The following is a 22415-nucleotide window of genomic DNA, read 5'->3' as shown; positions in this document are numbered from 1 at the left end:
CAAACGCTGCAAATCTCAACTCTGCTTGAACATCTCCATCGCCCGCTGCTCAATCTGCTCCTGCGTCAGATCCTCCTTGCGCGACGCCAGAAACCACAGATGCCCATACGGATCTTTCAGCGTCCCGGAGCGGTCGCCATAAAACTGATCCTTGACCTCGGACACCACCGTTGCTCCGGCAGCAATCGCTTGCTTGAAGGATGTGTCGACATCGGCCACATACAGATGCAGCCCCACGGATGGCGAAGTGTCCGGGTTGCGCAACGGCCCCTGCTCGCACGGCGTGCCGAGCATGATCGGGCAGTCGCCGATGCGCAGTTCGGCATGGCCGATGCCGCCGTCGGGCATGGACAGACGCATGACTTCGGTGGCGCCGAAGGCCTTCTTGTAAAACTCGATGGCTTCGGCAGCTTTTTGAATGCCCAGATAAGGCGTGACGCTGTGATAGCCCTCTGGAATAGGTTTGACGCTCATGGCGGTTCTCCCTGTTTGTTGTTGTGGGACGAATGCATTGCCAACCTACAAGTGTAGGAGCTACCGCGGGCTGCGATCTTTTGATCTTTGGCGGCTTTATCTTGCATAGATCAAAATCAAAAGATCGCAGCCAGCGGCAGCTCCCGCGGGAAATAACAAGGCCACTGTTCAGCCATCAACAGTGAAGTAGCAGAATGCTCGGCTTTGCCAACTTCAGACGCTGGGGAAACACCTTAAAACAACCGTAAACACTGGCCCAGGCAGTCAGGCACAGAAGCTGCAATGACCTCTTCAAAACACTGTTGTCGAGAGTCTTGTATGCCCGAATCTGCCGTCTATCCGATCAACCCACCGGCTGCTCACCGGATCATTGATGAAGCCCAGGCCCTGCGTGTCGCCGAACACGTCGCCGCCGTTTTGCTGGAGCAAGACGCCGAGCGTGATCGCAGCCGTCATGTGCCTGCCGAGATCGTCGATCTGTATTCCAACAGTGGTCTGTGGGGCATCAGCGTGCCCCGTGAATTCGGCGGTGCGCAGGTATCGTATGCCGTGCTGGCGCAGGTGATTGCGATCATTTCGGCGGCCGACCCGTCGCTGGGGCAGATCCCGCAAAATCATTACTGCCTGCTCGAAGACATTCGCCTGCAAGGCACGCCTGAGCAACAGGCGCATTTCTTTGGCCTCGCGTTGCAAGGTCACCGGTTTGCCAATGCCCTGTCGGAAACCGGCGGCAAGAACGTCCAGGATATTCAGGCAACCATCCGCCGATACGGTGACGGTCATGTGATCAACGCACGCAAGGGTTATTGCACCGGGTCGCTCTACGCCCACTGGCTGGCGGTGCTGGCGCTGGATGAAGAGCAGAAGGGCCAGTTGGCCTTTGTCGAGCGCGGTACCCCGGGTCTGGTGATTGTCGATGACTGGGACAGCATCGGCCAGCGCACTACCTCCAGCGGCACGGTGCTGGCCGAGGACCTGCACGTTGCGCCGTTCAATGTGTTCCCCACTTATCGTTCTTACGAAAGCCCGACGCTGGCCGGCCCGTTTGCGCAATTGACGACGGCGGCCATCGACGCCGGCATCGCCCGCGCCGCCCTGCGCGACACCATCGCGTTCGTCCAGCAATTCGCCCGGCCATGGATCGACGCTGGCGTGGAAAAGGCCAGCGAAGATCCGTTGACCATCATTCAGGTCGGCGCCCTGGACATCCGACTCGAAGCAGCCGAAGCCTTGCTCGAACGGGCCGGTCGAGCGCTGGATGCGGCCCGTCCGGCGCCCGATGAAGACAACGTCGCCCGTGCTTCACTGGCCGTGGCCAAGGCCAAGGTGCTGACCACCGAGATCGCCATTGAAGCCAGCAATAAGCTGTTCGAACTCGGCGGTACTCGCTCAACCCTGAGGAAGCACAATTTCGACCGCCACTGGCGCAATGCACGGGTCCACACACTGCACGACCCTGTGCGCTGGAAATACCACGTGGTCGGCAACTGGCTACTCAATGGCGTGAAGCCGCCGCGCCACGACTGGTCCTGACCATGGCCGAGTGGTTGAAACACATCTATTGGGCCGACATCGCCCAGGCCTGTCTCGACACCCTGAGCATGCTTGGCGCCGCCCTGGTGTTTACCGTGTTGCTGGGCTTGCCGCTGGGGCTGGTGCTGTTCCTTACCGGCAAGCGCCAGTTGCATCAGGCGGTGGGGATTTACCGGGTGCTGTCAGTGCTGGTGAACATGCTGCGTTCGCTGCCGTTCATCATTTTGCTGATCGTGCTGATTCCTCTGACCACGTTACTGGTGGGCACCTCCCTCGGCGTACCTGGGACCATCCCGCCGCTGGTCGTGGGCTGCACGCCATTCTTTGCCCGGCTGGTGGAAACCGCGTTGCGTGAAGTCGATCGCGGGGTGGTGGAAGCCACTCAGGCGATGGGCGCCAGCACCTGGCAAATCATCCGTCACACCCTGTTGCCGGAAGCCCGAGGCGGGCTGCTGGCGGCGGTGACCGTCACCGCGATTGTGCTGGTGGATTACACGGCGATGGCCGGGGTGATCGGGGGCGGGGGATTGGGCGACCTGGCGATCCGCTATGGCTATCAGCGGTTCCAGACCGACGTGATGGTGGTCACCGTGGTGTTGCTGCTGATCCTCGTCCAGGCCCTGCAAATGACCGGCGACCGGCTGGTGGCGCGCTACAGCCGACGATAAATATTCGATTAACGCTATTCAAAAAACAGCAATCAGGCCCACGTCCGCCCCACGACGGCCACTCAATCTGCCCTGGAGCACAACATGAAAAAGACCCTGGCCATTCTGGCTGCCGTCATGTCGTTGAGCGTTCACGCCAACGAAAAACTCATCGTCGGCGCCACCCCGGTGCCGCACGCGGAAATTCTCGAATTCGTCAAACCGACCCTGGCCAAGGAAGGCGTGGACCTGGAGATCAAGGTCTTCACCGACTTCATCCAGCCCAACCAGCAATTGGCGCTGAAAAACCTCGACGCCAACTATTACCAGTACCGGCCGTTCCTCGACGATTTCAACAAGACCCGCCACACCGATCTGGTGCCGGTGGTTGGTGTGCACATCGAACCGTTCGGCGCCTATTCCACCAAGATCAAAAACATCGCCGAGCTGAAGGACGGCGCCACGGTGTCGATCCCCAATGACCCGGTGAACACCGGGCGTGCATTGGTGTTGTTGCACGAAGCGGGGCTGATCAAACTCAAGGACCCGAGCAACACCCTGGCCACCCAGCGGGACATTATCGACAACCCCAAGCACCTGAAGATTCGTGAGCTGGAAGGCGCGTTGCTGGCCCGTTCGGTGAGCCAGGTGGACCTGGCGTTTGTCTTCGCCAACTACGCACTTGAGGCCGGGATCGACACCAACAGCGCGCTGATCGTCGAGAAGGGCAAGAGCCTGTACATCGAATTCCTGGTGGCGCGGCCAGACAACATCAACGACCCGCGTATCCAGAAACTGGCCAAGGCGCTGAATTCCGATGAGGTTCGGCAGTTCATTCTGACGCGCTATAAAGGGCAGATTGCGCCCGGTTTCTAGATGTTCGTTTAGCGCCAGGACACCATCGCGAGCAAGCTCGCTCCCACAGGGGATTTGTGAACACCACAGATCAAATGTGGGAGCGAGCTTGCTCGCGATAGCCGCGCCGCTATTTCGGATGACTGCCCGATTCCAGAAGCTGCGCCCCCGCCCCATGCTCCCCCAACACATCACCAAAGTTGCGCAACGGACACGCCTCCATCGACAAACACCCGCAGCCAATGCAGCCGTTGAGTTTGTCCCGCAGTAGAGCCAACTGCCGGATCCGCTCATCCAGCTCGCGGCTCCACTGCGCCGACAGCACTTTCCAGTCCGCCGCTGTCGGTGCGCGGTTGTCCGGCAGGGATTTGAGGGCCTCGCCAATCTCCAGCAATGGAATCCCCAGCCGTTGCGCAACCTTGATCAACGCCACCCGGCGCAGCACTTCGCGCGGATAACGACGCTGGTTGCCCTGATTGCGATAGCTTTTGATCAACCCTTTGGTTTCGTAGAAGTGCAGGGCGCTGACCGCCACGCCGCTGCGGGCCGCGACCTGGCCGACGGTGAGTTCTTTATGCAGTTTTTCCGAGGTGATCATTTGAAAATGCCCCTTGACCTCTAGTTAACTTGAGGTTTTACCCTGCAGGCCTTCGGATCGCAAGATCCGTCTGACACACCAGTGGGGACTCATCCATGCAAACGCCAGAGCAAAACCGCAGCTTCACCCAATTGATCGAATTCGAGATCGAACCTCATCAGCAACCCGCGCTGATTTCGGCGCTATCGGTCCAGACCGAGCGCCTGGCTCAAGGATTCAGTGGTTTCCTGAGTGCCAGCATCCTGGCCAGCGACGATGGCCGGCGGGTGCTCAATTACCTGCAATGGCAAACCCGCGAGGCCGGAGAAGCCGCGTTCCAGAGTTTTGAAAGCGGCGAGCAGGATTTCTGGCAACTGATCCGCGCCCATCGGGCGAAAACCGTGACCTTTGGTTCATTCCAGGTGATGAGCAGTATTGAGCGCAGCCACGACAATGCGCTGCACTGCAATCTGGTGAATTAAATCGACAACTGCATCAAGCGTTCGCCTTGCACATTTTCCGCAGGCCGGCGCTTGTTCACCGCCAGTTCGCCGATCTTGATCAGCCGCGTGCGCGTCACGTTGCGGCTCAGGCCCAGCAGCGCGGCGGTGTGCACCTGGTTGTAATGGCAGAAGTGGTAAGCCGCCCGCAGCAAGGCGTCCTCGACTTTTTCGTGCAGCGCGCCGGCCTGTTCTTCAAAGAGTTTTTGAAAGGCCCGGTCGAGCAGCGCCTGTGCCGAGTCGTCGATGTTGCCGTGATAGTCGTCCTGACGTTCGATGCGCATGTTCGACAGGCGCAGGTCGTCACGCTCGATCACGCCGTTTCGGCAGATCAACAAGGTGTGGTGGATGACGTTTTCCAGTTCGCGAATGTTGCCCGGCCAGCTGTAGCTGCGCAGTTTCAGTTCGGCGTCTTTACTGATGCTGATGCTGCCGTAGCCCAGGCGCTGACTGTAGGCTTCGACGAAGTGCCGAGTCAGCGGCAGGATGTCGCCGGGGCGGTCGCGCAGCGGGCTCAGCTCCAGGCTGACGACGTCGAGGCGATAATACAGATCCTCGCGAAAATGCCCGGCGTTGATGGCTTTTTCCAGTTGCACATTGGTCGCGGCCAACACTCGCACGTCGATCGGGATGCTCTTGCGCGAGCCCAGCCGGACCACTTCACGTTCTTGTAAAACCCGCAGTAACTTGACCTGAATCGCCATCGGCAAGTCGCCGATTTCGTCGAGGAACAGGGTGCCGCCATCGGCTTCTTCGAACCAGCCGGCCTTGGCGCTCAAGGCGCCGGTGAACGCGCCTTTTTCATGGCCGAACAACTCGGCCTCCACCAGCGATTCGGAGAACGCGCCGCAATTCACCGCTACAAATGGTCGGTTGCGTCGGGCGCTGAGGTTATGGATGTGCCGCGCCACCAGTTCCTTGCCGGTGCCGGTTTCGCCGATGATCAGCACGCTGGCTTCACTCGGCGCGACCTGCTGCAAATGCGCGAGCAAGGCCTGGGACTTGGGGTCTTCGAAGACCTGCGCCGTGGCGCGGATCGAGGTGGCCAGGGCGGGCGAGGGCGGTAGGGTCAGCAGTTGCATGGCAGGCACGCTCCTATGAATAGAAAGTCGGGATGGGCAGGGACTGGTTCAGCGCCCAGTCACCCAGTTCATGGAGTTTGTAATCCACTGGGTCGTGCAGGGTTTGCGTGCGCAGGTTGCGCCAGTGGCGGTCCAGCCGCAGCGAGGCGTGGGTCGAACGGGCGCCGGTGACTTCGAACAGGCGGCTGCACAGTTCCAGGCCGTTGCGGGTGGCGGCGACCTTGGCCGTGGCGATGGCGGTGGCCAGCTGGCCGCGTTCTTCGGCACTCAGCGCCGGGCCTTTGGCCCAGGCCTTGTCGAGCAGGTCGGCGGCGCGTTCCACCAGCAGGCGCACGCCTTCGAGCGCCACCCAGAATTCGCCGTAATGACTAAGGATGTACGGATCTTCACGCACATCCTGAGCATTGGACTTATGCCACGGCCGGGTTTCGGTGAGGGTGTATTGCCGCGCCTCTTCAAAGGCACCTTCGGCAATCCCGAGGAACATATGGGTGAAAGTCAGCTGCGCAATCAGTGGTCGCAGGCAGGCGAACGGGGTGCTCAGCGGACCGGGATCGAGCAGCAGTTCCGACTCTTCGACCCGCACTCGTTCGAATGTGGCGCTGCCGCTGTCGGTCTGGCGCTGGCCCATGTTGTTCCAGTCGTTGTGCAGAGTGATGCCGCTGCGACCGCTGGGGATGGCGGCGATCAGCAGCTTGCCGCCAGCGCTTTCATCGACCGCCGAGGCGATCAGCATTTCGGAATCGCTGGCGCCGGAGCAGAAACTTTTCTTGCCGGAGAATTCGCGCCAGCCGCCGAGGTTTTTCACCACGGTGCGGGTGTCCAGCGGGTTGAGGGCGTTGCCCCAGAACCAGTTCTTGCGCGCGGTTTGTTCGAACCACGGTTGCCATTGCTCGGGCCGGGCGAACAGACGCACGGTGGCGAGCATCAAGTGATGAAAACCGAAGACATGGGCGATGGAACTGTCGACCTTGGCGAACTCGCGCACGATGGTCAGGGTTTCACTCCAGGGCGCGCCGAGGCCGCCGTACTGGGTAGGAATGCTCAAGGCGAGCAGGCCGCTATGGCGCAGGGCGTCACGTTCGGCTTTCGGTGTGCCGCCACGCTCGTCGCGTTCGACGGCGGTCAGGGCAAACTCGGCAGCCAGTTGGCGGGCGGTCTGCAAGGGGGATGGCAGGGCGCTTTGCGGTTTGGCAGTCACGCGGGTGTCCTTCTTCAAATCGACGCAGGGTTACGGGTGGATAGACTTCTGTGGCGAGGGGGTTTACCCCCGTTCGGCTGCGTAGCAGTCGTAAACCGGCTGGTACGGTTTGTCTGAATAAACCGTATTCACTGACTTTGGCGCCGCTTCGCGCCGCAACGGGGGTAAACCCCCTCGCCACAGGACGTCCCGACAGCCCAGGGATCAGACTGTGGCTTTGGCCGGCAGCACATCATTGGCAATCATTTCGCCAAACGGCCCGGTGAGGTTGGTGACGCCGCGTCCGGCCAGGCTGGCATAGGGCTCGGGCAGCAGCGGGAACACGAGTTCGGCAAAGCGATACGCCTCTTCCAGATGCGGGTAGCCGGAGAAGATGAAACTCTCGATCCCCAGGTCCGCGTATTCCTTGATGCGCGCCGCCACTTGCTGCGGATCCCCTACCAGCGCCGTCCCGGCGCCGCCGCGTACCAGGCCGACGCCGGCCCACAGGTTGGGCGAGATTTCCAGGTTGTCGCGGCGCCCGTCGTGCAAGGCGGCCATACGTCGCTGGCCTTCGGAATCGAATCGCGAGAAAGATTTCTGCGCGGCGGCGACGGTCTCGTCACTGATGTGTTCGATCAGCTTGTCTGCGGCTTTCCATGCTTCTTCGGCGGTTTCACGCACGATGACGTGCAGGCGAATACCGAACTTCACCGTGCGCCCGTTGCGTGCCGCACGTTCGCGAACATCGGCGAGTTTCTCGGCGACGGCTGCCGGTGGCTCACCCCAGGTCAGGTAAACGTCCACCTGCTCGGCGGCCAGTTCATGGGCGGCTTCGGATGAACCCCCGAAGTACAGCGGCGGATAAGGCCTCTGCACCGGCGGATAAAGCGCTTTGGCGTTCTGCACCCGCAGGTGTTTGCCTTCGAAATCCACTGACTCGCCCTGCAACACCCGACGCCAGATCTTGAGGAATTCGTCGGTCACTTCGTAGCGCTCGCTGTGATCGAGGAAGCTGCCGTCGCCACGGTTTTCGTCCGGGTCGCCGCCGGTGACGACGTTGATCAGCAAGCGGCCACCGGACAGTCGATCCAGGGTCGCGGCCATACGCGCCGAGACGGTCGGCGAGATGATCCCCGGCCGTATTGCCACCAGATAACGCAGGCGTTCGGTCAATGGCACCAGCGCCGAAGCGATCACCCACGAATCTTCGCAGGAACGCCCGGTGGGGATCAGCACGCCGTGATAACCAAGGCTGTCGGCGGCCTGGGCCACCTGTTTCAAATAGTTGAGGGTCACCGGGCGCGCGCCTTGGGTGGTGCCCAGGTAATGACCGTCGCCGTGAGTGGGCAGGAACCAGAAGACATCCATGAACAGATCCTTAAGCGATTTTCAGCAGATTTTTGGGATGCACGCCGAACAGGGGCGCGGCGCGTTCTGCAGCAAGGCGAATGCGGGCCTTCAGGGGCTCACTGGTTATTTGGTAATTCGAAAAATCGGCTTCGGTGGCATAGACGCCAATTGGCAGGGTGAGGGCCTGGAAAAAACTGAACAGCGGTCGCAGTTGATGATCGAGAACCAGTGCATGACGTTCGCTGCCGCCGGTAGCGGCCAGCAGCACCGGGGTGTCGATCAAGGCGTTGAGGTCGATCAGGTCGAACAGGTGCTTGAGCAATCCGGGGTAGGAACCGCGATACACCGGCGCGGCGACGATCAGCAGGTCGGCGCTTTCGATGGCCTGCAACTCGGCTTCGATCTCGGCGCTCAGTTCCTGGCGAGACAACGCAGCCCCCAGCGGGCGAGCAATGTCGCCCAGCTCGATCAGCTTGCTCTCGACCGGCAGCTGTTCGGCCAGTTCGTTCAACAGCGCCTGGGTCAACACCAATGTGCGGGACGGACGCCAGGTGCCGCCGGAGAGGGCAACGACTTTCAATGGACGCGACATGATCAGTTCCTTTTTAAACAGTTGCTCACAGAGCAGTGAAAAGTCACTGGAGCTGAGCAAGAGCTGTACCAATCCCTGGAAGCCCCGTATTCCGGTGCTTACAGCGTTTCGTTGATTCGACGCTGTGCGGTTTTCAGCGCTGTTTGTTGAATGACTGTTGCTTGATGAACAGTTGCCTGGGCAACAGTGGGTAAACGCTGGGGATTGTTATAAAGGCTGGCTTATATTCCTCAAAATACCGTAATAGGATATTTATAGATCGTTATTGAATATGTCTCTGGTTATCTCGATACCCACTATCAAGCGCGGTGATTTCTGCTGATCGAGCCTGCGGCGTAGCCTTCAACCATCGCCAAACAAGATCGTCAGGACGTTCCCCATGAACCGTTTACTCGCTGTTTCCTTGCTGCTCAGCATCTCGGTGCTTGCCGGATGTGCCAGTCACGCCTCACCTGAATTGCGGCCTTACACCGCCGAAGAAACCAAAGAGCTGGCACTCGAATCCTTGAGCCGTCGCGGATTGTCCTTCGATGAATACCAGGCGAAAAAAGCCGAATTGCTCGGCCAGCCACAAAAGTCTTTGGGTTTCGACACTCAAGGCGAAATGAGCGTCCAACGCACCGTACACTTGCACGGTCGTCCAAGCTGATTTGCGACTGTACTGCTGCAACTTTTACCCAACTGTCTGTGGGTTTCCGACAAGGCGTGCGCTAGGGTCAATACCTGACTGACCCGGATGGAATGCCTGCATGCTCACCCTTGATTTGTTACTGGGCTTTGCCCTGTTTGCCCTCGTCACCTCGATCACACCCGGCCCGAACAACACCATGTTGCTGGCATCGGGGGTGAACTTCGGCTTTAACCGCACCATTCCTCATATGCTCGGCGTTACCTGCGGCTTTTTCGTACTGGTGGTGGCGGTGGGTTTTGGCTTGGGCACAGTATTTAAAACCTGGCCGTTGCTTTACACCGTGTTGCGCTATGCCGGCGCGGCATATCTGCTGTACCTGGCCTGGAAAATCGCCAACTCCGGGCCTGTTTCCGAAAGCGAGCAGGGCAGGGGCAGGCCGATCAGCTACCTGGGCGCTGCTGCATTTCAATGGGTCAATCCCAAGGCCTGGATCATGGCCATCGGTGCAATCAGCACCTACACGCCTATGCAAGGCTACTTCACCAACGTGATTGTCATCGCCGCCGTGTTTGCCATCATCAACCTGCCAAGCGTCGGTCTGTGGGTCGGTTGCGGCACATTGTTGCGCAATGTGTTGCGCGATCCGCGTTGGCTGCGTCTGTTCAACTGGGGCATGGCCTCGCTGCTGGTGGTTTCGCTGTATCCGTTGCTGCTCGAAAGCTTTAGCTGATGCATTGCTTCAACCTGCCGCCCGATGCCTGTTAAGCTCGACTTCAGGAGCGTTCCTACGCACTTTTAAATGAAGTCGACCTTCTTTAACGGCATCCGATCAGGTATTGCTTGTGTCCGAACGCTTGCACCTGATCCCGGAACAAGCTCTGCGAGTCTTTTATGAATAAACGTCCGTTGTATTTCGATTACGCCGCCACCACGCCGGTGGACGAGCGAGTCATCAAGGTGATGGTCGAGTGCCTGGGTTTCACCGGCAACTTCGGCAACCCGGCCTCCGCCTCCCATGCCTTCGGCCAGCAGGCCCGGCAATCGGTTGAACTGGCCCGCCAGCAAGTGGCCGAACTGATCGGGGCGACGCCTGAGCAGATCGTCTGGACCTCCGGTGCCACCGAATCCAACAACCTGGCGCTCAAAGGTGTGGCGCAGGGGCGCGGTGTCTCTGGCGGCCACATCATCACCAGCCAGATTGAACACAAAGCCATTCTCGACACGGCCAGGCAGTTGCAGGACGCAGGCGTCGCGGTGACGTATCTGGTGCCTGACGCGCACGGGCTGATTACCCCGCAGGCGGTCAGCGAAGCCATGCGCACCGACACCTTTCTGGTGTCGCTGATGCTGGTCAACAACGAGCTGGGCACGGTCAACGACATCCCGGCCATTGGCCAGTTGGTACGTGATCGCGGCGCGTTGTTCCATGTCGATGCGGCTCAAGGTGCGGGGAAAGTGGCAATCGATCTGGCTGAATGGCCGGTGGACCTGATGTCTTTTTCCGCGCACAAGATCTATGGCCCCAAAGGCATCGGCGCACTGTATGTTGGCCCTCGCGCCCAGCAGCGATTGCAGGCGCAAATCCACGGCGGCGGTCACGAAGGCGGGTTGCGGTCCGGCACCCTGGCCACTCACCAGATCGTGGCGATGGGCGCGGCGTTTGCCCTGGCGGCGGCGGTCTTCGATGAAGAGAAAGCCACCATCGCCTATCTGCGCGAGCGCCTGCTTGAGCAATTGCTGAGCCTGCCCGGTGTGCGCCTCAACGGCAGCCCGACCCAGCGCATTGCGCATACCCTGAGCCTGACCTTCAATGAAGACGAGTTCAACAGTGCGGCACTGAGCCATTCGATTGCGTTTTCCGCCACGTCGGCCTGTAATTCTGCCAGCAATGCACCCTCGCACGTGCTGCTGGCGCTGGGGCACGATGCACGCTCGGCCAGTCGCACCATCCGCTTGAGCCTCGGGCGTTTCACCACCGAGCAGGATATCGATCAGGCAGTTCAACTGATTAAAGCGGCATCGGCCAGTGCCCCGGCATTCTGGGCGGTCGGCCCCTAAGCGCCGATCGCGAATCGGCACCCAACAATAATGATGAAGTGGTTAGCAGGAGAAACGATGAGCACCCAGCCTTTGACCCATGGAACGGTTCCCCAGCGCCTGGCGCAAACCCGCGAACTGATGAGCCGCGAGGGTATTCATGCCTTGCTGGTGCCGTCGGCCGATCCGCATTTGTCGGAATACCTGCCGGGTTACTGGCAGGGGCGGCAATGGTTGTCGGGTTTTCATGGGTCAGTAGGTACGCTGATTGTCACTGCGGATTTCGCCGGCGTCTGGGCTGACAGCCGTTACTGGGAACAGGCGACCAAGGAACTCAACGGCAGCGGCATCGAACTGGTCAAGCTGCAACCGGGTCAGCCCGGTCCGCTGGACTGGCTCGCCGAGCAAACCCCGGAAGGTGGCGTGGTAGCGGTGGACGGCGCGGTGATGGCCGTGGCTTCGGCGCGTACCTTGGGCAGCAAACTGGAGGAGCGCGGCGCTCGTTTGCGCACGGATATCGACCTGTTGGACGAAGTCTGGGCTGATCGTCCACGCCTGCCGAACGAGCCGATCTATCAGCACTTGCCGCCTCAGGCGACCGTCAGCCGTGGCGAGAAGCTGGCCAAGCTGCGTGAAGTGCTGAAAGATCGCGGTGCGCACTGGCATTTCATCGCCACCCTCGACGACATCGCCTGGCTGTTCAATCTTCGCGGCGGCGACGTGTCGTTCAACCCGGTGTTCGTCTCTTTTGCCTTGATCAGCCAGCAACAGGCCACGTTGTTCGTGGCGTTGAGCAAAGTCAGCACTGAATTGCGTGCGATCCTCGAACAGGACGGCGTGACGCTGCGCGATTACAGCGAAGTGGCCAACGCCTTGCGCGATGTGCCGAGTGGTGCGAGCTTGCAGATTGATCCGGCGCGGGTCACTGCCGGTTTACTGGGTAACCTCGACAGTGGCGTGAAACTGATTGAGGGCTTGAACCCGACCACCTTGGCCAAGTCGCAGAAAAGCCTGGCCGATGCTGAGCACATTCGCCAGGCCATGGAGCAGGACGGCGCGGCGCTGTGCGAATTCTTCGCCTGGCTGGAATCGGCCTGGGGTCGTGAGCGCATCACTGAACTGACCATCGACGAACACCTGACCGCAGCCCGTACCCGTCGCCCGGATTATGTGTCGCTGAGTTTCAACACCATTGCCGCGTTCAACGCCAATGGCGCCATGCCGCATTATCACGCCACCGAAGAAGAATACGCGGTGATCGAGGGCGACGGTTTGTTGCTGATCGACTCCGGCGGCCAGTATCTGGGTGGCACTACCGACATCACGCGCATGGTGCCGGTAGGCACGCCGACCACTGAGCAGAAACGCGATTGCACGCGGGTGCTTAAAGGCGTGATTGCCTTGTCCCGGGCGCAGTTCCCGCGCGGTATTCTGTCGCCGCTGCTGGACTCGATTGCCCGTGCGCCGATCTGGGCAGAAAGTGTCGATTATGGTCACGGCACCGGTCACGGTGTGGGCTACTTCCTCAATGTTCACGAAGGCCCGCAAGTGATCGCCTATCAGGCCGCCGCCGCACCGCAAACCGCGATGCTGCCGGGCATGATCACGTCCATCGAGCCGGGTACTTATCGTCCGGGGCGCTGGGGTGTGCGGATCGAGAACCTGGTATTGAACCGCGAGGCAGGCAAAAGCGAATTTGGCGAGTTCCTGAAATTTGAAACCCTGACGTTGTGCCCGATCGATACTCGTTGCCTGGAGCCGTCGCTGCTGACCGATGACGAGAAGCAGTGGTTCAACGCCTATCACGCCGAGGTGCGCGAGCGTCTCAGCCCGTTGCTCGACGGCGCGGCGCTGGCGTGGTTGATCACTCGTACTGCGGCTATCTGATCCACTTGAAGCCGGGCGCTGACTCCAGCGCCCGGCTCCTGTCATGACAATGCTTCAATCACAAAGTCCAGCCTGTCCTGGCCGAAGAACAACTGATCACCTACGAACATGCTCGGCGCCCCGAAAACGCCGCGTTGTATGGCTTTGTCGGTGTTGTCCTTGAGGGCTGCCTTCACTTCCTCATCGGCCGTCAGTGCCAGTACTTGATTGGGGTCAAACCCGTTTTGCATCAGCACCGCCGCCACAGTGGCCGGATCGTTGAGGTTTTTTCCTTCCACCCAAAGCGCTGTGAACAGGCAATCGATGAACGTCTTGAAGCGCTCAGGGTGACGCAATTGCACACCCGTGACGGCACGCATCAGCATCAGCGTGTTGATGGGGAAGTGCGGATTGATTTTCAGCGGCACGCCATAGCGTCCGGCGTAGCGGTCCAGGTCCTGAAACATGTAGCGACCCTTGGCCGGAATCATTGCCGGCGAGGCATTGCCGGTGGCTTTGAACACGCCGCCCAACAGCATGGGTTTGTAGATCAATTGGCTGCCGGTCTGTTCGCAGATTCCGGGCAGTTGTGTGTAGGCCAGGTAGGTGGTGGGGCTGCCGACGTCGAAATAGAATTCCACGGTTTTGCTCATGCTTGATGCTCTCTGCTTCTTGTTTGTCTTGGGAGGAGGGCTTACCAGCGTTCGTTCCAGGGGCGCAAGTCCAGCTCGAAGGTCCAGGCGTCCCGTGGCTGGCTGTGCAAGTACCAATAGTTTTCGGCGATGTGGTCAGGGTTGAGGATGCCGTCCTCATCTTTTGTGGCGTACTTTTCCGGAAAGTTATTGCGAATAAAGTCAGTGTCGATAGCGCCATCGACCACGACATGAGCAACGTGAATATTCATCGGCCCCAGTTCACGGGCCATGCTCTGGGCGAGGGCGCGAATCCCGTGTTTGGCACCGGCGAACGCCGCAAAACCTGCTGCACCACGTAGCCCGGCGGTGGCTCCGGTGAACAGAATCGTGCCCCGTTTGCGCGTCGCCATGCGCTTGGCCACTTCGCGGGCATTGAGAAACCCTGAGAAGCAGGCCATTTCCCATATCTTGAAATATTTGCGGGCGGTTTCTTCGAGAATGCTGCAAGGCACGTTGGCGCCAATGTTGAAGACGAACGCTTCAATAGGCCCGATCTGGTTTTCGATCTGTTCGACGAGTGCAATGACATCCTCTTCCTTGCGTGCATCACAAGCGAAACCGTGGGCTTCGCCCCCGCTGTCCTTGATGCTATCGACCAATGGCTGGAGTTTGTCTGCACTACGGCGGGTGACGCAGGCAATAAATCCTTCCTGGGCAAAACGTTTGGCAATAGCGCCGCCGGTAGCATCACCTGCGCCAACTACCAGTACGACCTTCTTGTTTTTCATGGCTGGATCCCTTTGGTAAACGATCGTTAACTAAACGAACGTTATGCTACGATCCATCGTGCGTCAAGGTGATCAATACGAGGACAAGGCCATGCGCTATTCGCCCAGTCACAAGCTGGAAACCAAAGAAAAGCTGCTGCAAAGCAGTGCGGTATCGGCCAAGAAGTCCGGTTTTTCAACCATCGGTGTCGACGGGCTGATGAAGGCCATCGGGTTGAGTGGTGGTGCTTTCTACAGTCACTTTTCGTCGAAGGACGAGCTGTTCGCGGCGATTGTTGAGCGCGAGCTGGATCAAAGTCTGACGCGGTTGGGCGGGCAGGGCGGTCAGGATTGCGCCAGGCTTGAACGCTGTCTTCAGCATTACCTGAGCATGGCCCATGTGGAGCAGCCGGAGGCGGGGTGTGCATTGCCGACGCTGGGCAGCGAAATTGCTCGTTCGGACATCGTTGTGCGCCAGCAGGCGGAGCTCTGGATTTGTCGGCTTCAGGAGAGTTGGGCGCGGATACTGGAAAGCGACAGCCTGGCTTGGGCGATTCTGTCGCAATGTGTCGGTGCGTTGGTCGTGGCGCGTATGTTGGCCACCCCGGACATTCAGCGAACCGTGCTCGCATCCAGTCATGACGAGATTGGTCGCCAGATTGCAGGGCGGCAACAGGCTACTTGCAAATGACGATCATGCTGCGGCTGGTGTAGCCGGCAGGATTGAGGCCGAAGGGATAGTCGCCAGGCTCTTCCACGGCGTCTCCGGATTTGGCGATCACCTTGTATCCCTTCGGTGCGCACGAATCGGCTGCACTGGTGTAGCACTTGTCCCAGGAGGACGACAGGCCTGAACAGTTGATATGCAGCCCCTTCTTGCCGTGTTTGACCTGGGTTTGCGAAGTGGCCGCGCAGCTCGCAACTGCAAATACGGCGATCAGTAGCAAAATTCGTTTCATTACTGTCCTTAAAGCGGCCCGGATCTGGCGCCCGGGTCTGGCTGCATTCGCTTTCGTTGAAGCGTTACGATATCCCTATCTGAAAAATCCATATGTGACATTGGCTTGCGGGTCTAAACATGGCCTAAATGAGCGGTAAATGCCAGAGCTTCGTCAAATCCTGTATCAATCCGCCGCGACCGCAGGCTTGGCTGTGCTTCCCATGGTCATGGTCGCGCCGACCGACGCCAGAATAATGCACAAGATGGCCATCCATTGTGACAAAGACAGGTATTCGTGGAGAAACACAAGACCTGAAAGTGCACCGAACGCGGGCTCTATGCTCATAAGTGTGCCAAAGGTCCGGGCCGGCATTCGCGTGAGGGCGACCATCTCCAGCGTATAGGGGAGAGCGGTGGACAAAATGGCCACGCCGATGGCTACAGGGATCAGTGCGGGAGTCAGCAACGCAGCGCCGGCATGGACAATGCCGATCGGTGCGACGAAGAGCGCTGCAATCATGACGCCCAGGGCGGCGGTTTGTACGCCATTGTCGGCACCGGCCTTTTGCCCGAACAGAATGTAAAGCGCCCAACAGACGCCTGCCCCCAGAGCATACCCGGCTCCGGTCAGATCAATTGCGGCCGTTGTGGCACCAGTGGGAATCAGCAGTAACAAACCGATGGCGGCGAGGGCGATCCACAGGAAGTCGATCGCACGCCTGGAGGCATAGATGGCGACTGCCAGCGGCCCGGTGAACTCCAGGGCGACTGCAATACCCAACGGTACCGTGCGCAATGACATATAGAAGAGGAAGTTCATGCCACCCAGGGCCATGCCGTAGACGATGACGGTGCGCAGGGATTTGGCCGTGAGCGTGGCGCGCCAGGGGCGAAGCAGGATCAGCATGATCAGGCTGGCAAAAACCAGGCGCAGGGTGGTGGTGCCTTGGGCGCCGACAATCGGGAACATGCTTTTGGCAAGTGAGGCTCCAGACTGGATGGAGGCCATGGCTATTAATAGCAGCCCGATCGAGAACAACGTCGAGGCAAGGCTGCGGGGCTGGTCATTCATTGCGAGGCATCGTCCGGGGTGTTTTATGGGTTGGGCAATATACTGCGCATTCGTGGTGCTGGCGTCTATATATAGGCAGGGAATTCAAGTCTCTGATAGAAAAGCGTAATCAGTGCTTGACGGCAGATTCTGGAAGTCTATAATTCGCCCCACTTCCGGCGCAGTCGAAACGGAAAACTCCTTGGTAAACAAAGAGTTACGCAGTTTTCGACAGCGAGTCGCTTCAGGTCATCGAAGCCCAGAAGGAGTTGAAAGAGTGGTGTTGTTTTGCTCTTTTAACGGTTCGATCTTCTCGGTCGAAAGCGGAGAAAAAGAGGTGTTGACAGCAGCGTGTAACGCTGTAGAATTCGCCTCCCGCTAACGAGAGATCGGAAGCGCAAGTGGTTGAAGTTGCAAGGGAAACTTTGAAAACTTCTGAAAATAACCGCTTGACAGCAACAGAGGCTGCTGTAGAATGCGCGCCTCGGTTGAGACGAAAGATCTTAACCAACCGCTCTTTAACAACTGAATCAAGCAATTCGTGTGGGTGCTTGTGGAGTCAGACTGATAGTCAACAAGATTATCAGCATCACAAGTTACTCCGCGAGAAATCAAAGATGTAACCAACGATTGCTGAGCCAAGTTTAGGGTTTCTTAAAAACCCAAAGATGTTTGAACTGAAGAGTTTGATCATGGCTCAGATTGAACGCTGGCGGCAGGCCTAACACATGCAAGTCGAGCGGCAGCACGGGTACTTGTACCTGGTGGCGAGCGGCGGACGGGTGAGTAATGCCTAGGAATCTGCCTGGTAGTGGGGGATAACGCTCGGAAACGGACGCTAATACCGCATACGTCCTACGGGAGAAAGCAGGGGACCTTCGGGCCTTGCGCTATCAGATGAGCCTAGGTCGGATTAGCTAGTTGGTGAGGTAATGGCTCACCAAGGCGACGATCCGTAACTGGTCTGAGAGGATGATCAGTCACACTGGAACTGAGACACGGTCCAGACTCCTACGGGAGGCAGCAGTGGGGAATATTGGACAATGGGCGAAAGCCTGATCCAGCCATGCCGCGTGTGTGAAGAAGGTCTTCGGATTGTAAAGCACTTTAAGTTGGGAGGAAGGGCATTTACCTAATACGTAAGTGTTTTGACGTTACCGACAGAATAAGCACCGGCTAACTCTGTGCCAGCAGCCGCGGTAATACAGAGGGTGCAAGCGTTAATCGGAATTACTGGGCGTAAAGCGCGCGTAGGTGGTTCGTTAAGTTGGATGTGAAATCCCCGGGCTCAACCTGGGAACTGCATTCAAAACTGACGAGCTAGAGTATGGTAGAGGGTGGTGGAATTTCCTGTGTAGCGGTGAAATGCGTAGATATAGGAAGGAACACCAGTGGCGAAGGCGACCACCTGGACTGATACTGACACTGAGGTGCGAAAGCGTGGGGAGCAAACAGGATTAGATACCCTGGTAGTCCACGCCGTAAACGATGTCAACTAGCCGTTGGGAGCCTTGAGCTCTTAGTGGCGCAGCTAACGCATTAAGTTGACCGCCTGGGGAGTACGGCCGCAAGGTTAAAACTCAAATGAATTGACGGGGGCCCGCACAAGCGGTGGAGCATGTGGTTTAATTCGAAGCAACGCGAAGAACCTTACCAGGCCTTGACATCCAATGAACTTTCCAGAGATGGATTGGTGCCTTCGGGAACATTGAGACAGGTGCTGCATGGCTGTCGTCAGCTCGTGTCGTGAGATGTTGGGTTAAGTCCCGTAACGAGCGCAACCCTTGTCCTTAGTTACCAGCACGTTATGGTGGGCACTCTAAGGAGACTGCCGGTGACAAACCGGAGGAAGGTGGGGATGACGTCAAGTCATCATGGCCCTTACGGCCTGGGCTACACACGTGCTACAATGGTCGGTACAGAGGGTTGCCAAGCCGCGAGGTGGAGCTAATCCCAGAAAACCGATCGTAGTCCGGATCGCAGTCTGCAACTCGACTGCGTGAAGTCGGAATCGCTAGTAATCGCGAATCAGAATGTCGCGGTGAATACGTTCCCGGGCCTTGTACACACCGCCCGTCACACCATGGGAGTGGGTTGCACCAGAAGTAGCTAGTCTAACCTTCGGGAGGACGGTTACCACGGTGTGATTCATGACTGGGGTGAAGTCGTAACAAGGTAGCCGTAGGGGAACCTGCGGCTGGATCACCTCCTTAATCGACGACATCAGCTGCTCCATAAGTTCCCACACGAATTGCTTGATTCATTGAAGAAGACGATAAAGAAGCAGCCTTAACAGGTTGTAGCTTGGTTGGTTAGAGCGCACCCCATGCTTGGCGGTAAAGAGCAGGGTGAGGTCGGCCTTATAGCTCGAAATTGGGTCTGTAGCTCAGTTGGTTAGAGCGCACCCCTGATAAGGGTGAGGTCGGCAGTTCGAATCTGCCCAGACCCACCAATTTTGTGTGGGAAACGCCTGTAGAAATACGGGGCCATAGCTCAGCTGGGAGAGCGCCTGCCTTGCACGCAGGAGGTCAACGGTTCGATCCCGTTTGGCTCCACCACTAACTGCTTCTAGCGTTTAAAGCTTAGAAATGAGCATTCCATCATTGTGATGGTGAATGTTGATTTCTAGTCTTTGATTAGATCGTTCTTTAAAAATTTGGGTATGTGATAGAAAGATAGACTGAACGTTACTTTCACTGGTAACGGATCAGGCTAAGGTAAAATTTGTGAGTTTAATCGCGAATTTTCGGCGAATGTCGTCTTCACAGTATAACCAGATTGCTTGGGGTTATATGGTCAAGTGAAGAAGCGCATACGGTGGATGCCTTGGCAGTCAGAGGCGATGAAAGACGTGGTAGCCTGCGAAAAGCTTCGGGGAGTCGGCAAACAGACTTTGATCCGGAGATGTCTGAATGGGGGAACCCAGCCATCATAAGATGGTTATCTTAAGCTGAATACATAGGCTTAAGAGGCGAACCAGGGGAACTGAAACATCTAAGTACCCTGAGGAAAAGAAATCAACCGAGATTCCCTTAGTAGTGGCGAGCGAACGGGGACTAGCCCTTAAGTGGCTTTGAGATTAGCGGAACGCTCTGGAAAGTGCGGCCATAGTGGGTGATAGCCCTGTACGCGAAAATCTCTTAGTCATGAAATCGAGTAGGACGGAGCACGAGAAACTTTGTCTGAATATGGGGGGACCATCCTCCAAGGCTAAATACTACTGACTGACCGATAGTGAACTAGTACCGTGAGGGAAAGGCGAAAAGAACCCCGGAGAGGGGAGTGAAATAGATCCTGAAACCGTATGCGTACAAGCAGTGGGAGCCCACTTTGTTGGGTGACTGCGTACCTTTTGTATAATGGGTCAGCGACTTATTTTCAGTGGCGAGCTTAACCGAATAGGGGAGGCGTAGCGAAAGCGAGTCTTAATAGGGCGTCTAGTCGCTGGGAATAGACCCGAAACCGGGCGATCTATCCATGGGCAGGTTGAAGGTTGGGTAACACTAACTGGAGGACCGAACCGACTACCGTTGAAAAGTTAGCGGATGACCTGTGGATCGGAGTGAAAGGCTAATCAAGCTCGGAGATAGCTGGTTCTCCTCGAAAGCTATTTAGGTAGCGCCTCATGTATCACTGTAGGGGGTAGAGCACTGTTTCGGCTAGGGGGTCATCCCGACTTACCAAACCGATGCAAACTCCGAATACCTACAAGTGCCGAGCATGGGAGACACACGGCGGGTGCTAACGTCCGTCGTGAAAAGGGAAACAACCCAGACCGTCAGCTAAGGTCCCAAAGTTATGGTTAAGTGGGAAACGATGTGGGAAGGCTTAGACAGCTAGGAGGTTGGCTTAGAAGCAGCCACCCTTTAAAGAAAGCGTAATAGCTCACTAGTCGAGTCGGCCTGCGCGGAAGATGTAACGGGGCTCAAACCATACACCGAAGCTACGGGTATCACTTAGGTGATGCGGTAGAGGAGCGTTCTGTAAGCCTGTGAAGGTGAGTTGAGAAGCTTGCTGGAGGTATCAGAAGTGCGAATGCTGACATGAGTAACGACAATGGGTGTGAAAAACACCCACGCCGAAAGACCAAGGTTTCCTGCGCAACGTTAATCGACGCAGGGTTAGTCGGTCCCTAAGGCGAGGCTGAAAAGCGTAGTCGATGGAAAACAGGTTAATATTCCTGTACTTCTGGTTATTGCGATGGAGGGACGGAGAAGGCTAGGCCAGCTTGGCGTTGGTTGTCCAAGTTTAAGGTGGTAGGCTGGAATCTTAGGTAAATCCGGGATTCTAAGGCCGAGAGCTGATGACGAGTGTTCTTTTAGAACACGAAGTGGTTGATGCCATGCTTCCAAGAAAAGCTTCTAAGCTTCAGGTAACCAGGAACCGTACCCCAAACCGACACAGGTGGTTGGGTAGAGAATACCAAGGCGCTTGAGAGAACTCGGGTGAAGGAACTAGGCAAAATGGCACCGTAACTTCGGGAGAAGGTGCGCCGGTGAGGGTGAAGGACTTGCTCCGTAAGCTCATGCCGGTCGAAGATACCAGGCCGCTGCGACTGTTTATTAAAAACACAGCACTCTGCAAACACGAAAGTGGACGTATAGGGTGTGACGCCTGCCCGGTGCCGGAAGGTTAATTGATGGGGTTAGCTAACGCGAAGCTCTTGATCGAAGCCCCGGTAAACGGCGGCCGTAACTATAACGGTCCTAAGGTAGCGAAATTCCTTGTCGGGTAAGTTCCGACCTGCACGAATGGCGTAACGATGGCGGCGCTGTCTCCACCCGAGACTCAGTGAAATTGAAATCGCTGTGAAGATGCAGTGTATCCGCGGCTAGACGGAAAGACCCCGTGAACCTTTACTATAGCTTTGCACTGGACTTTGAATTTGCTTGTGTAGGATAGGTGGGAGGCTTTGAAGCGTGGACGCCAGTTCGCGTGGAGCCAACCTTGAAATACCACCCTGGCAACTTTGAGGTTCTAACTCAGGTCCGTTATCCGGATCGAGGACAGTGTATGGTGGGTAGTTTGACTGGGGCGGTCTCCTCCTAAAGAGTAACGGAGGAGTACGAAGGTGCGCTCAGACCGGTCGGAAATCGGTCGTAGAGTATAAAGGCAAAAGCGCGCTTGACTGCGAGACAGACACGTCGAGCAGGTACGAAAGTAGGTCTTAGTGATCCGGTGGTTCTGTATGGAAGGGCCATCGCTCAACGGATAAAAGGTACTCCGGGGATAACAGGCTGATACCGCCCAAGAGTTCATATCGACGGCGGTGTTTGGCACCTCGATGTCGGCTCATCACATCCTGGGGCTGAAGCCGGTCCCAAGGGTATGGCTGTTCGCCATTTAAAGTGGTACGCGAGCTGGGTTTAGAACGTCGTGAGACAGTTCGGTCCCTATCTGCCGTGGACGTTTGAGATTTGAGAGGGGCTGCTCCTAGTACGAGAGGACCGGAGTGGACGAACCTCTGGTGTTCCGGTTGTCACGCCAGTGGCATTGCCGGGTAGCTATGTTCGGAATAGATAACCGCTGAAAGCATCTAAGCGGGAAACTAGCCTCAAGATGAGATCTCACTGGGACCTTGAGTCCCCTGAAGGGCCGTCGAAGACTACGACGTTGATAGGTTGGGTGTGTAAGCGCTGTGAGGCGTTGAGCTAACCAATACTAATTGCCCGTGAGGCTTGACCATATAACACCC

Annotated in this window: 19 protein-coding genes, 2 tRNA genes and 2 rRNA genes; 13 read left to right on the top strand and 10 right to left on the bottom strand. The window is 57.6% G+C overall.

The genetic code is table 11. The features are described from left to right. Positions 1-15: 15 nt before the first annotated feature. Positions 16-474, bottom strand: a complete 459-nt coding sequence (locus POF45_RS06800; protein WP_282315399.1) for a VOC family protein — start codon at positions 472-474, stop codon at positions 16-18. 318 nt (positions 475-792) lie between these two features. Between POF45_RS06800 and POF45_RS06795 the strand changes: the two genes are divergently transcribed. The 3 genes from POF45_RS06795 (at position 793) to POF45_RS06785 (ending at position 3530) form a co-directional block, all read left to right on the top strand. Continuing rightward, entirely contained in the window at positions 793-2007 is a 1215-nt protein-coding gene (locus POF45_RS06795; protein ID WP_282315398.1) for an SfnB family sulfur acquisition oxidoreductase, read from the top strand. A 2-nt stretch (positions 2008-2009) separates the two neighbouring features. Beyond that, positions 2010-2675 carry a methionine ABC transporter permease gene (locus POF45_RS06790; RefSeq protein WP_259495346.1) on the top strand — a complete coding sequence of 222 codons (666 nt, stop codon included), beginning with the start codon at positions 2010-2012 and terminating at the stop codon, positions 2673-2675. Between the two features lie 84 nt (positions 2676-2759). Further along, the gene (locus tag POF45_RS06785; RefSeq protein ID WP_259495345.1) at positions 2760-3530 is read left to right on the top strand and encodes a MetQ/NlpA family ABC transporter substrate-binding protein; all 771 of its coding nucleotides are present in this window, start codon (positions 2760-2762) and stop codon (positions 3528-3530) included. 109 nt (positions 3531-3639) lie between these two features. Here POF45_RS06785 and soxR read toward each other — a convergent pair whose 3' ends face one another. Next, the gene (soxR, locus tag POF45_RS06780; RefSeq protein WP_259495343.1) at positions 3640-4107 is read right to left on the bottom strand and encodes a redox-sensitive transcriptional activator SoxR; all 468 of its coding nucleotides are present in this window, start codon (positions 4105-4107) and stop codon (positions 3640-3642) included. Positions 4108-4202: 95 nt separating this feature from the next. Here soxR and POF45_RS06775 point away from each other — a divergent pair, with 95 nt between their 5' ends. After that, complete coding sequence (locus POF45_RS06775; RefSeq protein WP_259495341.1) at positions 4203-4568, top strand: antibiotic biosynthesis monooxygenase; 366 nt, start codon at positions 4203-4205, stop codon at positions 4566-4568. On the opposite strand, the gene POF45_RS06770 is transcribed toward POF45_RS06775, so the two are convergent. From POF45_RS06770 to msuE, 4 genes are all read right to left on the bottom strand, one after another. Next, positions 4565-5668, bottom strand: coding sequence for a sigma-54 interaction domain-containing protein (locus POF45_RS06770; protein ID WP_259495340.1), 1104 nt, complete (start codon positions 5666-5668; stop codon positions 4565-4567). The two genes, POF45_RS06775 and POF45_RS06770, sit on opposite strands and share 4 nt — an antisense overlap. A 13-nt stretch (positions 5669-5681) precedes the next feature. Beyond that, entirely contained in the window at positions 5682-6869 is a 1188-nt protein-coding gene (locus POF45_RS06765; protein WP_259495338.1) for an acyl-CoA dehydrogenase family protein, read from the bottom strand. Positions 6870-7073: 204 nt separating this feature from the next. Next, the gene (ssuD, locus tag POF45_RS06760; RefSeq protein ID WP_282315397.1) at positions 7074-8219 is read right to left on the bottom strand and encodes an FMNH2-dependent alkanesulfonate monooxygenase; all 1146 of its coding nucleotides are present in this window, start codon (positions 8217-8219) and stop codon (positions 7074-7076) included. 10 nt (positions 8220-8229) lie between these two features. Beyond that, on the bottom strand, positions 8230-8793 hold the full coding sequence (gene msuE, locus POF45_RS06755) for an FMN reductase (protein ID WP_282315396.1): 564 nt from the start codon (positions 8791-8793) through the stop codon (positions 8230-8232). 379 nt (positions 8794-9172) lie between these two features. On the opposite strand from msuE, the gene POF45_RS06750 reads away from it, so the two are divergent. From POF45_RS06750 to POF45_RS06735, 4 genes are all read left to right on the top strand, one after another. Further along, positions 9173-9442 carry a hypothetical protein gene (locus tag POF45_RS06750; protein ID WP_259495332.1) on the top strand — a complete coding sequence of 90 codons (270 nt, stop codon included), beginning with the start codon at positions 9173-9175 and terminating at the stop codon, positions 9440-9442. Positions 9443-9542: 100 nt separating this feature from the next. Beyond that, positions 9543-10154 (top strand): LysE family translocator, encoded by a 612-nt coding sequence (locus POF45_RS06745; RefSeq protein WP_282315395.1) that lies wholly within the window; start codon positions 9543-9545, stop codon positions 10152-10154. A gap of 161 nt (positions 10155-10315) precedes the next feature. After that, a complete protein-coding gene (locus tag POF45_RS06740; RefSeq protein WP_282315394.1) occupies positions 10316-11482 on the top strand; it encodes an aminotransferase class V-fold PLP-dependent enzyme in 1167 nt (388 codons plus the stop codon). Between the two features lie 57 nt (positions 11483-11539). Next, positions 11540-13348, top strand: coding sequence for an aminopeptidase P family protein (locus POF45_RS06735; RefSeq protein ID WP_282315393.1), 1809 nt, complete (start codon positions 11540-11542; stop codon positions 13346-13348). A 41-nt stretch (positions 13349-13389) separates the two neighbouring features. Here the strand turns inward: POF45_RS06735 and POF45_RS06730 are convergent, their stop codons facing one another. Both POF45_RS06730 and POF45_RS06725 read right to left on the bottom strand, forming a co-directional pair. After that, positions 13390-13980 carry a 2-hydroxychromene-2-carboxylate isomerase gene (locus tag POF45_RS06730; protein ID WP_282315392.1) on the bottom strand — a complete coding sequence of 197 codons (591 nt, stop codon included), beginning with the start codon at positions 13978-13980 and terminating at the stop codon, positions 13390-13392. A 41-nt stretch (positions 13981-14021) separates the two neighbouring features. Beyond that, on the bottom strand, positions 14022-14750 hold the full coding sequence (locus tag POF45_RS06725; RefSeq protein WP_259495324.1) for an SDR family oxidoreductase: 729 nt from the start codon (positions 14748-14750) through the stop codon (positions 14022-14024). A gap of 91 nt (positions 14751-14841) precedes the next feature. Between POF45_RS06725 and POF45_RS06720 the strand changes: the two genes are divergently transcribed. Further along, positions 14842-15420: a TetR/AcrR family transcriptional regulator gene (locus POF45_RS06720; protein WP_259503220.1), complete on the top strand. Its 579-nt coding sequence runs from the start codon at positions 14842-14844 to the stop codon at positions 15418-15420. On the opposite strand, the gene POF45_RS06715 is transcribed toward POF45_RS06720, so the two are convergent. Then, positions 15407-15688 (bottom strand): hypothetical protein, encoded by a 282-nt coding sequence (locus POF45_RS06715; protein WP_259495322.1) that lies wholly within the window; start codon positions 15686-15688, stop codon positions 15407-15409. The genes POF45_RS06720 and POF45_RS06715 overlap by 14 nt on opposite strands. A gap of 165 nt (positions 15689-15853) precedes the next feature. Next, complete coding sequence (rhtA, locus tag POF45_RS06710) at positions 15854-16741, bottom strand: threonine/homoserine exporter RhtA (protein WP_259495321.1); 888 nt, start codon at positions 16739-16741, stop codon at positions 15854-15856. Positions 16742-17394: 653 nt separating this feature from the next. Between rhtA and POF45_RS06705 the strand changes: the two genes are divergently transcribed. The 4 genes from POF45_RS06705 (at position 17395) to POF45_RS06690 (ending at position 22406) form a co-directional block, all read left to right on the top strand. After that, positions 17395-18933, top strand: a 16S ribosomal RNA gene (locus tag POF45_RS06705). 162 nt (positions 18934-19095) lie between these two features. After that, positions 19096-19172, top strand: a tRNA-Ile gene (locus POF45_RS06700). Between the two features lie 30 nt (positions 19173-19202). Then, a tRNA-Ala gene (locus POF45_RS06695) sits at positions 19203-19278 on the top strand. A gap of 236 nt (positions 19279-19514) precedes the next feature. Then, positions 19515-22406, top strand: a 23S ribosomal RNA gene (locus tag POF45_RS06690). Together the 16S and 23S rRNA genes with 2 tRNA genes alongside form the textbook arrangement of a ribosomal RNA operon. Positions 22407-22415 lie beyond the last annotated feature (9 nt).

The organism is Pseudomonas fungipugnans (genome assembly GCF_029955235.1).
Lineage (GTDB): Bacteria > Pseudomonadota > Gammaproteobacteria > Pseudomonadales > Pseudomonadaceae > Aquipseudomonas > Aquipseudomonas fungipugnans.
This window is presented reverse-complemented; position numbering and strand designations above follow the sequence as displayed.

Excerpts from the sequence above, each read along its gene's own strand:
- POF45_RS06800 (WP_282315399.1), bottom strand. The coding sequence starts at position 474 with ATGAGCGTCAAACCTATTCCAGAGGGCTATCACAGCGTCACGCCTTAT.
- POF45_RS06795 (WP_282315398.1), top strand. The coding sequence starts at position 793 with ATGCCCGAATCTGCCGTCTATCCGATCAACCCACCGGCTGCTCACCGG.
- POF45_RS06790 (WP_259495346.1), top strand. The coding sequence starts at position 2,010 with ATGGCCGAGTGGTTGAAACACATCTATTGGGCCGACATCGCCCAGGCC.
- POF45_RS06785 (WP_259495345.1), top strand. The coding sequence starts at position 2,760 with ATGAAAAAGACCCTGGCCATTCTGGCTGCCGTCATGTCGTTGAGCGTT.
- soxR (WP_259495343.1), bottom strand. The coding sequence starts at position 4,107 with ATGATCACCTCGGAAAAACTGCATAAAGAACTCACCGTCGGCCAGGTC.
- POF45_RS06775 (WP_259495341.1), top strand. The coding sequence starts at position 4,203 with ATGCAAACGCCAGAGCAAAACCGCAGCTTCACCCAATTGATCGAATTC.
- POF45_RS06770 (WP_259495340.1), bottom strand. The coding sequence starts at position 5,668 with ATGCAACTGCTGACCCTACCGCCCTCGCCCGCCCTGGCCACCTCGATC.
- ssuD (WP_282315397.1), bottom strand. The coding sequence starts at position 8,219 with ATGGATGTCTTCTGGTTCCTGCCCACTCACGGCGACGGTCATTACCTG.
- msuE (WP_282315396.1), bottom strand. The coding sequence starts at position 8,793 with ATGTCGCGTCCATTGAAAGTCGTTGCCCTCTCCGGCGGCACCTGGCGT.
- POF45_RS06750 (WP_259495332.1), top strand. The coding sequence starts at position 9,173 with ATGAACCGTTTACTCGCTGTTTCCTTGCTGCTCAGCATCTCGGTGCTT.
- POF45_RS06745 (WP_282315395.1), top strand. The coding sequence starts at position 9,543 with ATGCTCACCCTTGATTTGTTACTGGGCTTTGCCCTGTTTGCCCTCGTC.
- POF45_RS06740 (WP_282315394.1), top strand. The coding sequence starts at position 10,316 with ATGAATAAACGTCCGTTGTATTTCGATTACGCCGCCACCACGCCGGTG.
- POF45_RS06735 (WP_282315393.1), top strand. The coding sequence starts at position 11,540 with ATGAGCACCCAGCCTTTGACCCATGGAACGGTTCCCCAGCGCCTGGCG.
- POF45_RS06730 (WP_282315392.1), bottom strand. The coding sequence starts at position 13,980 with ATGAGCAAAACCGTGGAATTCTATTTCGACGTCGGCAGCCCCACCACC.
- POF45_RS06725 (WP_259495324.1), bottom strand. The coding sequence starts at position 14,750 with ATGAAAAACAAGAAGGTCGTACTGGTAGTTGGCGCAGGTGATGCTACC.
- POF45_RS06720 (WP_259503220.1), top strand. The coding sequence starts at position 14,842 with ATGCGCTATTCGCCCAGTCACAAGCTGGAAACCAAAGAAAAGCTGCTG.
- POF45_RS06715 (WP_259495322.1), bottom strand. The coding sequence starts at position 15,688 with ATGAAACGAATTTTGCTACTGATCGCCGTATTTGCAGTTGCGAGCTGC.
- rhtA (WP_259495321.1), bottom strand. The coding sequence starts at position 16,741 with ATGAATGACCAGCCCCGCAGCCTTGCCTCGACGTTGTTCTCGATCGGG.